We start from the raw sequence: 13565 nt of genomic DNA, 5'->3' as shown, positions 1-13565 counted from the left end.
AGTCAGACCATCATCAAACAGGCAGGGGAGTGAACTCATGAAGATCATGACGATTTTAGGCACGAGGCCTGAAATCATCCGCCTCAGTGTTATCATTCCGCTTCTCGACGAACATGCTGAGCGGCACATCCTGGTGCATACCGGCCAGAACTTCACCGCCAGTCTCAGCGGCATTTTCTTTGCAGAGCTGGGACTGCGGGCGCCGGATTATGTGCTGCAGGATAAGCAAGCAGGACTCGGCGGCCAGCTTGCCGCCATGTTCGGAGGGCTAGAGAGCATTTTACAGAAAGAACAACCAGACCGTGTCTTACTTCTGGGGGATACGAATAGCGCGTTATGCGCGATTTTGGCCGAACGAATGGGTATTCCGGTGGTGCATATGGAGGCAGGCAACCGTTGCTATGACCTAAAAGTGCCCGAAGAGAAAAACCGCCGTGTCATAGATGCCGTTTCGACCATTAATATGCCATATACACAGCAGAGCAAAAGACATCTAATCAGCGAAGGCTTCCCAAGCAGACGTATTGTGTTAACAGGAAATCCGATTCATGAGGTCATGACTCATTTTGAACCGAAAATCCAGGCTAGCAGCATTCTGGAGCAGCTGAATCTTACCTCAGGGCAGTATTTCCTTGTAACAGCACATCGTGCAGAGAATGTAGATGATCCAGAGTCCCTTGTACAAATTATGTCAGGTCTTAACGCAGTGGCTGAGCATTTTGGAATTCGTTTAATATGCAGCATTCATCCTCGCACTCGCTCCAAACTAACTGAGCAATTTTCTCTTCCAATGAACCCTCTCGTTGAATTTCATGAGCCCTTCGGATTTTTTGATTTTGTTTATTTGGAACAGCACGCCTTGTGTGCCATCACCGACAGTGGGACCGTACAGGAGGAATGCTGCTTGATGAAAGTACCAACCGTTACGATTCGCAGAACAACGGAGCGTCCCGAAACGGTAGATTGCGGAAGTAACGTGGTGTCAGGTGTTGACCAGAAAAGTATTCTACGTAGCGTCAAGCTGATGGCGGCGCTCCGTCGGGATTGGGAGGCTCCGGAAGGTTACTTGACTCCGGATGTTTCGGTAAAGGTAGTTAAATTTTTGCTTGGAGGGAACCTGCATGTTCAATAATAAACGGATTGTGGTCACAGGCGGCACCGGTTCCTGGGGGCATGAACTGATTAGGCAACTTCTGCCGCAAAATCCTAAGGAAATCATCGTATTCTCCCGCAGTGAGTCCGCTCAGGTGGCGATGAGCCGGGAGTTCGAGGATCAACGTCTCAGCTTTATCATTGGTGATATCCGCGACAAGGATGCGCTGATCGCCGCCTGCCGTGGCGTTGATTATATTTTCCATTTGGCGGCACTCAAACATGTTCCGGTCTGTGAAGATCAGCCCTATGAAGCGCTCAAAACCAATGTTGTAGGCACTCAGAATGTGATCGAAGCAGCCATTGTGAATGGCGTTGAGAAAGCCATTTACATTTCTACGGATAAGGCTGCAAACCCGTCGAACTTCTATGGAATGACCAAAGCGATTGGGGAAAAATTGTTCGTCTATGCCAATCTAATTGGCTCAAACACCCGTTTTGTAACCGTACGTGGAGGTAATGTGCTCGGAACGAACGGCAGCGTAGTACATTTGTTCATGAAGCAGATCAAGGACAAGGGACAGGTACGTATTACCGATATGAAAATGACCCGCTTCTTTTTCACACTACGCGATGCGATTACGTTGTTATTTAAAGCTTCTGAGGTTAGCTTAGGTGGAGAAATCTTTGTCATGACCATGCCTACTTGCCGGATTATCGACCTGGCTGAGGTGTTAATCGAGGCCTCTGGAGAGCCGAATGTAAGTATTATCGAGACCGGAATTCGTCCGGGGGAGAAAATACACGAGATTCTAATGAGCGATTTCGAAAGCTTAACAACCGTTGTCTACGATGAACAGTATCTAGTGATTCTCCCAACGCTGAACATGCCAGAGTTAAAGGCACATTATAGCGCTTATCCTCATGTCTCTTTTAATAGTTTCAGCTCCGAGACGAATCTAATGGATCAGGAAGAGATCAAAAGCATCTTGATTCGAGGAGGTTTCCTGCAATGAAGCTGCTTATCCTTGGTGGAAACGGTATGGCGGGGCATATGCTGGCGGATTATTTCCGCCGCCAGGGCAAGCATCACGTCTTCCATACAACCCGGGATAAGAGCGATCTTGGCGGGCTGTATGTAGATGCGAACGATATAGCCGGAGTAGAGAAGCTGGTCGATATCGTCTCCCCTCATTGCATCATTAATGCGATGGGAGTACTCAATCAATTCGCAGAACGTGACAAAATAGGGGCTTACCACGTGAATGGCTTTCTTCCTCACCACTTGTGGCGGATGGCGGAAGCTGTTCATGCAAGACTTATTCATATTAGTACCGACTGCGTGTTTGAAGGAACACGCGGGGGGTACACAGAAGAGGATGTTCCTGATGGAACCTCTGCCTATGCGATTTCGAAAAGTCTTGGCGAGGTGCGGCAACCTGGGCATCTTACGATCCGGACTTCGATTATTGGTCCGGAAATCCGCCCAGACGGCATTGGTTTGATGGATTGGTTTTTGGCACAGCATGGTCAAGTGTCAGGATACCGCCGGGTGATGTGGAACGGAGTCACTACACTCCAATTAGCTAAGGCAATGGATACGCTGCTGGATTCCACGGTATCGGGGCTGATCCATTTAGCGCATCCGAAGCCGGTAAGTAAGTATGAGCTGCTTCAGCATATTCAGGCTGCTTTTCATAAAGAGGATGTGGAAATCATCCCTGAGGATGAACATGTTCAAGATCGAACATTAGTGAATACAAGAACGGATGTTGATTTGCCGTTGCCTTCGTACCCATTGATGCTGCAAGAACTGGCTGACTGGATGAAACAGTCAGAGATGTCCCCATGAAAGGTCAAAAACTACTAATTACAGGGGCTGCTGGATTCACCGGTCGACATGCCGTTCATTTGTTCTTGGCAGGAGGCGCTGAGGTTACCGCTGTGGTGCGTCCGCCATCCACAGCGGGTGCCCTGCCTTCCGCTTTGTTTCCAGAAGGAGTGAAGGTTTATTACTGTGATTTAAGCAATCGGAAGGCCGTAGCTGAGATGATCAAGGAAACTACACCGGAGGCTGTCCTTCATTTGGCAGGAAACAACTCGGTGCCCGAGTCTTGGCGTAACCCTTTGCTCTTTATGGAGACGAATGTGATGGCAACGTTATATTTGCTAGAAGCCATGCGAAGTCTACCTACCAGTCGAATTCTTGTAGCAGGCTCGCGACTTAAATTCAAACCGGGTGTGGTGGCAGGACCCCCACACCCATATAGCCTCAGCAAAACAATAGAAGAGCTGGTGTCTCTGGCTTGGGGGACGCTGTTTAAACAGCCCGTTCTGCTGGCTGAGCCCTGCAACCTAATCGGTCCCGGTCCTTCTACTGGTTTCTGCTCTTTATTGGCACAGCATATTGTTCGTAGTGAAGTGCATGCAGGCGAAGAAATCCCTCCCTTTAAACTTTCATCTCGCTATGCATTACGTGATTTTTTGGATGTACGCGATGCTGTAAGAGCTTATGACTTTATATTGCGCGAAGGTACTAATGGAACCATTTATCAAATCGACTCAGGGACACAACGGCAACTTGGGGATATTGCGGAGCAACTGATAAGCCGCTCCAGTGCTTCAATTCCGATGGACTGGGGACCAGCACAAGCTGCTCTCTCTATTCCGGTTAACGGAGTGGCAGGGGATAAACTAATAACTTCAGATGCCTCTGCAACACCTGAAGACAATGTATCTTCACTGGGCTGGAAGCCGGGAATTGAGTTTAGTCAGTCCTTAACAGATATTTTGGACTATTGCCGCGTGAACTGGGAAGGACGGATGTTATGAGACCGAAAGTATCGGTAGTGATTCCTTTTTATAACTGCCCTTATATAGAACATGCCTTGCAAAGTGTGCTTTCACAGTCTTGGGAGCCATACGAGATCATCGTCGTCGATGACGGCTCGACCGTTCACACAGATCTGATTAGACCGTATTTTCCGCGAATTCATTATTTGGGAAAAAGTAACGGAGGGACTGCCTCCGCACTGAATCACGGCATTTTGCATGCAACCGGAGACTATGTGGCCTGGCTCAGCTCAGATGACTTATTCTATCGAGACAAAATCAATAATCAGGTGCTGTTCATGGAGCAGAACAACCTGTTCATCTCCTATACCAACTTCAATTTTATTAACGCTCAATCTCAACTAGTTCAGATGAACGCTTCGCTATTGTTTCCTAGTCACCTCGATTATTTACGTTGTTTTTTACAGGGGAACCCGATTAATGGCTGCACGGTGATGTTCAAACGAGAGGTATTTGGAGCGATTGGTTTTTTTGATGAATCACTTCCCTATACACATGACTATGATTTATGGTACCGCGCGATTCTGAACGGGTATGCACCTGTGATGCTGAATCAGTCACTCACCGCTTACCGTAATCATGAAGGGATGGGGACGCTTAAGTATTACGATGTCATTATGGCAGAGGCAGCTGCAACCAACGCTCGCTACAAGGGTCCGCTCCAACACTTGATCTCTTCGATGGGGGGGTAAGAAGGTATGTACCGGGAAATTGAAGTGAATGACTTTCTACCAATCTTATTGGACCAGTTGAAATTCTGTGAAAGTATACTGGATATCGGCAGCGGCACCGGTACCCTGCTTGAACGGTATGAAGCCGCAGTTGTCCTAGGACTAGAAATTCACAGACCTTACCTACTGCATCGTGAGTATAAATCACCTCACATTATTCCAGTGCATGGGGATGCCAGTCATATGGATAAATTATTTCTTCCTAAGACGTTCTCGGCAGTCACTTTTATCGATTCCATAGAACATTTTGAAAGGAAGGAAGGACAGAGATTACTCGGGATGGCCGAGAGAATCGCCTATAATCGTGTAGTCGTGTTTACACCTCGGGGTTTTTTTCCGCAGGAGGGAACGGACCATTATCACTTGCAAGGAGAACATTATCAAAAGCATCGGAGCGGATGGGAGCCGGAGGACTTTATGGAGCTGGGATATGCTGTAACTGTACTTAAAGGCTTTCATCATGCTCAAAATCCATCATTTCGTGAGGCGTTTGGTGAAGGGCATGCTCCGGTAGATGCCTTATTGGCTTGCAAAACAGTATAAAGAGCGAGCTTCAGGTGAAGGAGGTGAGCGCATGAGTGAAGAACCTAAAGTGTCGGTGATCATTCCTTTTTATAACTGTCCATATGTGGATCTCGCCATCCAAAGCGTCTTGGAACAAAGTTATTCGAACATAGAGATCATTGTAATCGATGATGGATCTACTCTTTGGATGGAGAAGCTTGAGCCCTTCAGGGATAAGATTATTTATATACGAAAAAGCAATGGAGGAACGGCCTCCGCGCTAAACAAAGGGATAGGAATGGCCGCAGGAACTTATTTTGCCTGGCTAAGTGCTGACGATTTATTTCATCCGAATAAAATCAATCACCAGATGCAAATGCTCAAGAGCACAGATACTTTGTTTAATTATACAGCCTATTATTATGTAAACGAGCAGGGTGGGCGGATTTCAGAGACGATAAGTATGATTTTTGACAGCAGGGCCCAGTTTATTGAGACCATGATGTTAGGCTGTCCGGTGAATGGAAGTACGGTTCTTCTCCATATGGATATCTTCCGCACAGTAGGGAAATTTAATGAGAAATTGTTGTATACACAAGATTATGATCTATGGCTGCGTATTTTGCCGTATTATACATGGTCTTATATAGAGGAACCGCTGCTTGATTACCGAGTTCATAACGAAATGGGCTCAGTGATTCACAAAGAGGAGCAGAAAAAGGAGATTGAGCAGGTACAAGCAAGACATCGCCGGGTTCTATCACGCTTGTTGCAAAAGGAGAGAGGGAAATGAAATTAATATTTCCTGTTCTAACTCTAACTAGGGGCGGGGCGCAGCGTATGCTCACGGAACTGGCTAATCGTCTGACAGAAATGGGTCATGAAGTGACGATCCTCTTACCCAGTGATGGTGTCGTAGAATACGAGATGAAATGTAAACTGATCTATGCAAAAGAAGGAGAACTGGCAGCAAGCGATTTTCCTGCAGGAGATGTGATTATCTCCAACTTCTATACCACAGTCGAGGTATCACAGCGGGCAAGTGAAGAGGGGAAAGGCATTCATGTTCGATTGGCGCTTTGTTATGAGCCTACCTTTTTACCTGACAATAGCCGTTCTTTTTCATCGTATAATATTGCATCCAACCTACTGGTTCTATCACACTGGCAACAAGGAATTGTCCAGATGAACCATGGGATTAAAGGGAGAATCGTACCGATCGGGGTAGGTCCTGTTTTTAAAAATACGAAAATCCGTGATCGTAATAAAAGGCTGGTAATTTCCGCGATTATGCGCAAACCAGAGGGCGGATTCTCAGCTCACCGTGAGCAGGATTATTTACTTCAGCAATTAAATAAGGTTAAAGCCCACCATCCAGAGGTTGAAATATATTTAATTTCTCATCCCGGAGAACAAGCGGAGTCTGCAACGCTACAAGCCCTAGTGAACGACGAACGTTACCAAATAAGAACTCCAGCGAATGATACAGAACTCTGTTTCCACTATAGTGAGAGCGACATTTTTGTAAGTTCGAGTACGTATGATACAGGTTCGTTACCAGGGATCGAGGCTATGCGTTGTGGTGCAGCGCTCGTTACGGTATACGCCGGTGGGAATAAGGAATATTGTACACATGGTCATAACTGTTTAATGTCCTATCGGTTTCAGAATCGGCTTGCAGATGACATTATAACCTTAATCAGAGACCCGTCTTTACGCCTACGATTGGCTCGTAAGGGTGAAGAGGTTTCACAGGATTTCACATGGGAAAAAAGTACACGAATATTTCAAAATATGTTATTTGAGATTGTATCAAGAAATCCATCTTAGTATGTCCCAAAATTATAAAAGAACCTTCAAATCCACAAAAAGTGGTTTGAAGGTTTTTTTGCAGTTAGAAGATGGCAAAGGAGTTCATCATTTCACGAAAAGACTGCGCATATTTTTCCGTACCGTAACGTGAAACCATATAATTTCTTCCCTGCTGGCGGAGTGCATTTCGCATTGGCATATTGTTCATTAGCTCTAGCCCTTCATTGACGGCCGTTTGGATGTTGCCAAGAGGATAAAATTTACCTGAAATATTATGCACAATAAAAGATCTAACGCCGTCGGAATCCGTGCTAAGTACGGGACAAGTGCAGCAAATGGCTTCCGCAACGGCATATCCAAATCCCTCTGTTACAGAGGTGGATAACAGAAACCCACCCGAATTGGCTATCGAGGAATAATAAATCGGCATCACATGATTTGGAATATTGGTAAAGGTACTCAGACGGTCATTCAGACCTAAGGTTTGCAATTCTTCTTGGAAGAGCTGCTTTTGATCCTCTGTGGCTAATTCAGGATCATGAAACATCCATAAATGAAGGTTTGGTTTGTGAAGGCGAATTTGATGGGCAATTCTCAAATATTCGCGCCAATTTTTGTTGCTTTCCAGACGCCCGACCCAAGCGATGACCGGATCAGCGGGAGGCTCAGCAGGGATGTGCTGAAAGGACTGAACATCAACAATATTGGAAATGACATACCGATGTAGCCATGGACAGATTTCAATAAACAGCTCCAGTAAATGATCCGTTGGTGGGATTAAGACAGCGTTACAGTAGGAGCGGAAATAAGGAATAGCGTCTTTGATTAGATCTTCCGCATGACTCCGTTTTCCAAGTCCTTGAGATTCGTATATCAAAATACCGCCATAACCGAGCTCACGCAGACGCTTAAGCAATAAATAATCGGATGTAACAATAATGGCATCATAGTTATGTGTCTCAAGTACTTCTTTAATCTCCTCATCTATAGAGGAAATGAAGACCGGAAAGTTAGCCTTATTCTGGCTTCCTGAACCAGGCATTAGATATAAAACATGACATTCGATCCCATTACGCTGGAGACTCTCGCACCGCAGCTTATTTAAAGTCTCCACCCCGCCACTCGGTATATAAAACGTGAATAAAACTTTCATGCACGTGCCTCCTGACTTTTGCGGAGCAATACCGACTCGTTGAAATACGGCTTACTGTTTATAAGATACGCCGATGTGCATTCGCAGGTGACGGTAAACAGACATAGTTCCAAATCCTTTCAGGATAGCTTGTTCTTCGGAAGGTCATGCTAACGACTGTTACGCTGCACACATACAACAATAGAGATGGAGGATGAATTCATGATGCGATCCAAGATCAGCATGTCAGTCTCAGCCGCATTACTTCTAGGCTTGGTGAGTATTACAGGGTGTGGGACGAACACGGCAGGAAAGACTAATGTGCAAACTAATAGTGTCCGGGGGGTAAATGACGGACGTATCGGTGTAAACTCCGTGCGCGGAGGAACAATGGGTACGCATAATATTACAAAAATGGAGGTCAGTCAGGAGCTTGCTGATCGTATTGCTGCTATGCCTGAAGTTCGCACTGCGAACGTAATGCTGGCAGGTAAAAATGCGTATGTCGCTGTAACGTTACATGATACAACTACTGGTCTTCGAGCCAAAGGTACTACATCTTATCGAGCCAAATCGTCTACAGTTCCTCACAATTATGGACCGACTGGAGTAATGTCGGGTACAGGAAGCGTGAAGATTGGACGCGATGGGATGAATGGTACAGGGGCCGTAACGAATGGAACGAACGGAGCTCTGAGAGGCACTGTGAATACAGCCCCTGGTACAACAAGCACTGGACCTGCAACACTTGGCATGGGTACTCACAGAAATGGAACAACCGGAATGGGAAGTCTGGGAACAGGTACAGGGACGACTGGGACAAGAACCCATACTTATAATAATGGACCTCTGCTGAATAGCAACGGTTCGAAACGTGATGTCAATATGGGGATGGGTATTGGTAACGGAATGGGCCTGGGAACCAGAAATGCAACCGGAACCGGGACAGGAATGACAGATGGCTTAGGGACTGGAATGGGTATTCGCAGTACCACTCCAAACTACACCAATAGTACGCATGGTACGAATTACAGAAGTAATTCGACTCACATGAACAGTACTCATTCGACTCACATGAACAATACAAATAACACAATGAATATGAAAGAAACAGATACAGTAACTAAAGAAATTAAAGCGAAAATCGCTGCTGAAGTTAAAAAACATGATGCAACGATTAAGGATGTATATGTATCAGCAAACCCAGACTTTGTTGAGCGTGTTAACGTTTATGCAGAAGAGGCCCGTGCGGGTCATCCAATCAAGGGTTTTGTGGATGAATTCCGAACGATGGTTGAGCGAATTTTCCCAACACGTAATTATTAATCAATAGTTCGATTTTATAAACCAAAAAAAAGCAACAGTCCTCACCTTTGTGGCGAGAATTGTTGCTTTTTTATTATATAACCACCTTATTAAATGGTAATTGGGCGACCGCCAATCCATACGCCTTGCAAATTCAATTCAGCGTCAAGACGCAGGATATCACCACGTTTTCCGGCTTCCAAGGTACCGATGGAACGCTCCATTCCAATGGATATCGCCGGAGTAAGGCTTGCAGCACGGGAGGCTTCTTCTAAGCTGAGCCCTACTTCTTGTATGAGATAACGGAAGCCACGAATCATGGTAAGTGTACTACCCGCTAAAGCGGCAGGGTTATCTTTAAGTGTGGCGATGCCATCTTGAACCAGCACAGGTAAATCACCGATTGTATATTCACCATCACTTAGGCCAGTTGCAGACATGGCATCTGTAATTAATAACAAATTGTTATCTTTTTTTAGATTAGCCACTAGAGAAATCGCTGCAGGATGAACATGTATGCCATCGGCGATGATCTCCGCACGTATGCGTTTATCGAACAGTATAGCACCAGCAGCTCCAGGCTTGCGGTGATGTAGCGGTGTCATTGCATTAAACATATGCACGGCTTGATTTAATCCGGCATCTGCCGCGGCAATAACCTCTTCAAAGGAAGCATCGGTGTGACCGAGAGCAGCGGTAATACCATGCTTACGAAGCCAGAGGATAGCTTCTAGTGCACCTTCGCGTTCGGGAGCCAAGGTGACTTGCCGGATCATGCCCGGATAATCATTCTCCCATTGTTCCAGCCACTCAATATTGGCAAGTACAATATGCTCAGGGTTTTGTGCACCGGACCATTTTGGGCTGATGAACGGTCCTTCCAAATGCATGCCCGCGATTTGTGTGTATGGCATCTCAGTGGCGCGATATGCGTTTATTTCGGCAAATACTTGGTCAATGGCTGGCTTAGAGGCAGTCATAGTCGTAGCCAGCATGGTAGTTGTGCCTTGGGAGCTGTGAAATTTAGTGATGGTATTTAAAGATTCAGCATCACTATACATAAAGTCGTGGCCAGCTCCACCGTGTACATGCACATCTACAAATCCAGGGATGAGCAGGTCTTCCGAAGCTTGACCATCAGCTGGCCAGTGCGCATAAGCCTCTGGAAGCCATGCTGCCTCGCCGGCATAATGAATTTGCTCACCCGATACGGCAATCACGCCATGCTCAATTAATCCTTGGGGAGTCAGCACTTTACCAAACAGTAATTTTCCTGGTTCTTTATTTATTTCAGCCATTTTCCTGCTCCTTCATCTACAAGGACGATTACATTCGGATGGCTCTGCAGTAAAGATGCAGGGCACTGGGTAGTAATCGGACCTTCAACGGCATTTCGGATGGCTTCAGCTTTGCCGGCACCGCGTACTAACAATAGAATCTGGCGAGCTTTCAGAATGCCGCCGATGCCCATGGTTATTGCTTGCCGCGGTACATCGTCCAAAGAGTCGAAGAATCTGGCATTTGCTTCCCGTGTGTCTTCAAGCAAATCAACGACATGGGTTTTGCTGCTCAGATTGGCATCTGGTTCATTGAACCCGATATGGCCGTTGCTTCCAATCCCGAGGATCTGCAAGTCAACCGGTCCGTTCTCTTCCAGCATTTTGTCGTATGCGAGGCACTCCGCTTCCATATCTGCTGCATTGCCGTTAGGGATATGTGTCTGTCCTGGGTCAATATCAATATGATTGAATAATTGCTCGTTCATGAAACTGCGATAGCTCTGCGGGTGATCAACAGGCAATCCGATATACTCATCAAGATTGAAGGAAGTGGCTTTCGAGAAGCTTACAAGTCCTTTTTGGTGCATTTCAACCAATTTGGCATAAACACCAACTGGGGAACTTCCGGTCGCTAGACCGAGCACCGCTTTTGGATTGCTTTGAAGCAGGCTGGCGATAAGATTCGCACCCGTTTGTACAAAATCTTCATCACTATTGAACTTAAGAATATTCATTAAGATTGACCTCCTCGTTTGTTTCGGTAATGTTGGACATTCAAATAAGATTGCTCCAGTCTAGGAATAAAATCCCCAAAACGGGTGCTGACCATTCCAGTAAACAAAATATCAATGATGTGTAGCTGGGCAATACGTGAAGCCATATCTCCTCGGCGCATTCCTTTTTCCAGAGAAGAGGAGAAGAGTGGAATATCAGCCAGAGTTGCCAAGGTGCTGCTGCCGTAAGAGGTTAGAGCGATGGTGCTTGCTCCGCTGGCTTTGGCACAAGTTAAAGCATCAATAGTCTCTGGGGTTTCTCCGGAATACGATACTGCGAATACGACATCGCCTTCAGATAGCGAAGAGGCAGATGTAATCTGCATATGGGAATCAGCGAAAGCGGTGCAATTCACGCCAATGCGGATCAGCTTCTGATAGAAATCTTGTGCGACAATGGAGGAAGTCGCCATCCCGTAAAGATCCACTCGCCGTGCTTGGCACAATAAATTAACGGCTGCTTGTAATCGTTCCAGATCTAGGAGTGAAGTAGTATCCCGAATGGATGTCAGGTGGTTCGTTTGCATCGCTTCCACAATTACGGAAAGCGGGTTACCTGCGACGATATCCTGATAAGAAGAACCACCATCCTGAGGCGCTGCATCGCTATGAGCAATTTCAGCCGCCAGCTTTACTTTGAAATCTGGGAAGCCTTTAAAATGTAGAACCTTACAAAAACGTGTGATAGTAGCAGGACTAATACCGCATTGCTCCGCGAGTTCTGTGATGCCCATATGAACGATTTCACCTGGTGATGACAGGATCCGTTCCGCCAGCTTGCGCTCCATTTGAGACAGCTTGGACTTTTCATGCTCAAGTGCATATAAAATTGGGGACATCAATCCACCTCGACTTCTAATGTAGCTTTTTAAAATTATTTTTAAAATTACTTCTTGAAATAAGAAAATTATTTTCATACTCAGAATAAAACAAAATCTATCCGGATGCAAGGGGTAAAAATGAATACAATAAGGATAATATGCGAGAATTATTAGTCTCTCTTCTATTTAAATAAAAACGGCCCACTCACAGAAGACTGCGAGGTGGACCGTTTTTGAACAATACCTGAAACGTGCTATACCGTAGAACGTTCAATAATGCGATACTCAAGCTTACGGTGTACAGGATGACTATCATTATTTTGGATCTGATCATAGATGATCCGAAAAGCTGTAACGCCCATTTCGGGTAACTGGTTATCTATGGTGGTTAGACCTAAAAGTCGTCCGATCGGCTGGTCGTCAAATCCGATGACGGCCAGATCCTCAGGAATACGGATACCGTTCTTCCACGCTTCGATGATTAGACCGGCTGCCACATGATCGCCTGAAATAATTAGGGCATTAGGCCGGTTCTTCATTTTCAGCAGTTGGTGCAGTACACGTCCACCGTCCTCTTCATTCATACAGTTATACATCATCCATTCTTCCTGGAAAGGCTGGCCTGTAGCGGCTAGAAAGTCACTAAAGGCAATTTGCCGGATAGAACTACTGCTGCCATGTTGTCTGCCTTCACAGTAACCTATCTGTTCATACCCCTTATCATGCAAGTACTGTAGGCCGGAGCGAAAAGCGGAATAATGTTCGATATACACAGAAGAGAAGCGGCGTTCACCTCTATCTTGGCAGATGACTATCGGGCCATATGCTGTATATTCATCAATGACTTCTGAGCTCATTCTCGTAGATACAATTACCACGCCGTCAATTTCTTTGTTGCGCAGCATCTCCAGTACCTTGAGTTCTTCTTCATGACGATAATCGGTCTGGCACAGAATCAAGCGGTATTGCGCTAGCAACGCTTCTTGGGCTAAGCCTTCAATAATTACAGAGAAATAAAAAAGGTTGATATTAGGGATAATAACGGCAATGGCGTGGGTACGGCCGGTAATTAGATGCACGGCATTCATATTACGCGTGTAGTTTAACTTTTCAATCGTATTTAAAACAGCGGTTCGTTTGGTTTCACTTACATAAGGATGATTATTGAGTACTCGCGAGACCGTTGTCACGGAAACACCAGCCATACGGGCGATTTCTTTTATATTAGCCATTCGAGAACAACAGCCTCCCTTTGGTGCTTG

At 45.8% G+C, this 13565-nt stretch carries 14 protein-coding genes; 9 read left to right on the top strand and 5 right to left on the bottom strand.

The genetic code is table 11. The features are described from left to right. Positions 1 to 37 precede the first annotated feature (37 nt). Genes wecB through PAENI_RS08520 form a run of 8 tightly spaced genes read left to right on the top strand, consistent with a single transcriptional unit; the run spans position 38 to position 7010 of the window. Positions 38 to 1132, top strand: a complete 1095-nt coding sequence (gene wecB, locus PAENI_RS08555) for a non-hydrolyzing UDP-N-acetylglucosamine 2-epimerase (protein WP_076285976.1) — start codon at positions 38 to 40, stop codon at positions 1130 to 1132. Continuing rightward, positions 1122 to 2108 carry a polysaccharide biosynthesis protein gene (locus tag PAENI_RS08550; RefSeq protein ID WP_042191479.1) on the top strand — a complete coding sequence of 329 codons (987 nt, stop codon included), beginning with the start codon at positions 1122 to 1124 and terminating at the stop codon, positions 2106 to 2108. The genes wecB and PAENI_RS08550 overlap by 11 nt, the downstream gene beginning before the upstream one ends. Further along, positions 2105 to 2944, top strand: coding sequence for a dTDP-4-dehydrorhamnose reductase family protein (locus PAENI_RS08545; RefSeq protein WP_149644973.1), 840 nt, complete (start codon positions 2105 to 2107; stop codon positions 2942 to 2944). The genes PAENI_RS08550 and PAENI_RS08545 overlap by 4 nt, the downstream gene beginning before the upstream one ends. Then, positions 2941 to 3924, top strand: a complete 984-nt coding sequence (locus tag PAENI_RS08540; RefSeq protein WP_149644972.1) for an SDR family oxidoreductase — start codon at positions 2941 to 2943, stop codon at positions 3922 to 3924. Before PAENI_RS08545 ends, PAENI_RS08540 begins: the two co-directional genes overlap by 4 nt. Further along, a complete protein-coding gene (locus PAENI_RS08535) occupies positions 3921 to 4637 on the top strand; it encodes a glycosyltransferase (protein WP_149644971.1) in 717 nt (238 codons plus the stop codon). Before PAENI_RS08540 ends, PAENI_RS08535 begins: the two co-directional genes overlap by 4 nt. Positions 4638 to 4643: 6 nt before the next feature. Next, positions 4644 to 5219: a class I SAM-dependent methyltransferase gene (locus PAENI_RS08530; protein ID WP_149644970.1), complete on the top strand. Its 576-nt coding sequence runs from the start codon at positions 4644 to 4646 to the stop codon at positions 5217 to 5219. Positions 5220 to 5250: 31 nt separating this feature from the next. Next, on the top strand, positions 5251 to 5973 hold the full coding sequence (locus PAENI_RS08525; protein ID WP_188114509.1) for a glycosyltransferase: 723 nt from the start codon (positions 5251 to 5253) through the stop codon (positions 5971 to 5973). Continuing rightward, positions 5970 to 7010, top strand: a complete 1041-nt coding sequence (locus tag PAENI_RS08520) for a glycosyltransferase family 4 protein (RefSeq protein WP_149644968.1) — start codon at positions 5970 to 5972, stop codon at positions 7008 to 7010. Before PAENI_RS08525 ends, PAENI_RS08520 begins: the two co-directional genes overlap by 4 nt. Before the next feature lie 64 nt (positions 7011 to 7074). Here PAENI_RS08520 and PAENI_RS08515 read toward each other — a convergent pair whose 3' ends face one another. Further along, the gene (locus PAENI_RS08515; protein WP_149644967.1) at positions 7075 to 8145 is read right to left on the bottom strand and encodes a glycosyltransferase family 4 protein; all 1071 of its coding nucleotides are present in this window, start codon (positions 8143 to 8145) and stop codon (positions 7075 to 7077) included. Positions 8146 to 8346: 201 nt separating this feature from the next. On the opposite strand from PAENI_RS08515, the gene PAENI_RS08510 reads away from it, so the two are divergent. Further along, positions 8347 to 9450 (top strand): YhcN/YlaJ family sporulation lipoprotein, encoded by a 1104-nt coding sequence (locus PAENI_RS08510; RefSeq protein WP_188114508.1) that lies wholly within the window; start codon positions 8347 to 8349, stop codon positions 9448 to 9450. Positions 9451 to 9539: 89 nt separating this feature from the next. Here PAENI_RS08510 and nagA read toward each other — a convergent pair whose 3' ends face one another. The 4 genes from nagA to PAENI_RS08490 form a co-directional block, all read right to left on the bottom strand. Beyond that, a complete protein-coding gene (gene nagA, locus PAENI_RS08505) occupies positions 9540 to 10727 on the bottom strand; it encodes an N-acetylglucosamine-6-phosphate deacetylase (protein WP_149644965.1) in 1188 nt (395 codons plus the stop codon). Then, positions 10715 to 11443 carry a glucosamine-6-phosphate deaminase gene (gene nagB / locus PAENI_RS08500; protein ID WP_076119467.1) on the bottom strand — a complete coding sequence of 243 codons (729 nt, stop codon included), beginning with the start codon at positions 11441 to 11443 and terminating at the stop codon, positions 10715 to 10717. Before nagB ends, nagA begins: the two co-directional genes overlap by 13 nt. Continuing rightward, entirely contained in the window at positions 11443 to 12321 is an 879-nt protein-coding gene (locus PAENI_RS08495) for a MurR/RpiR family transcriptional regulator (protein WP_042191459.1), read from the bottom strand. The genes nagB and PAENI_RS08495 overlap by 1 nt, the downstream gene beginning before the upstream one ends. 236 nt (positions 12322 to 12557) lie before the next feature. Next, positions 12558 to 13535 (bottom strand): LacI family DNA-binding transcriptional regulator, encoded by a 978-nt coding sequence (locus tag PAENI_RS08490; protein WP_149644964.1) that lies wholly within the window; start codon positions 13533 to 13535, stop codon positions 12558 to 12560. Positions 13536 to 13565: the final 30 nt, after the last annotated feature.

Source organism: Paenibacillus sp. B2(2019) (assembly GCF_008370385.1).
Lineage (GTDB): Bacteria > Bacillota > Bacilli > Paenibacillales > Paenibacillaceae > Paenibacillus_AQ.
The sequence above is the reverse complement of the archived record's forward strand: the minus strand, read 5'-3'. Positions and strand labels throughout refer to the sequence as shown.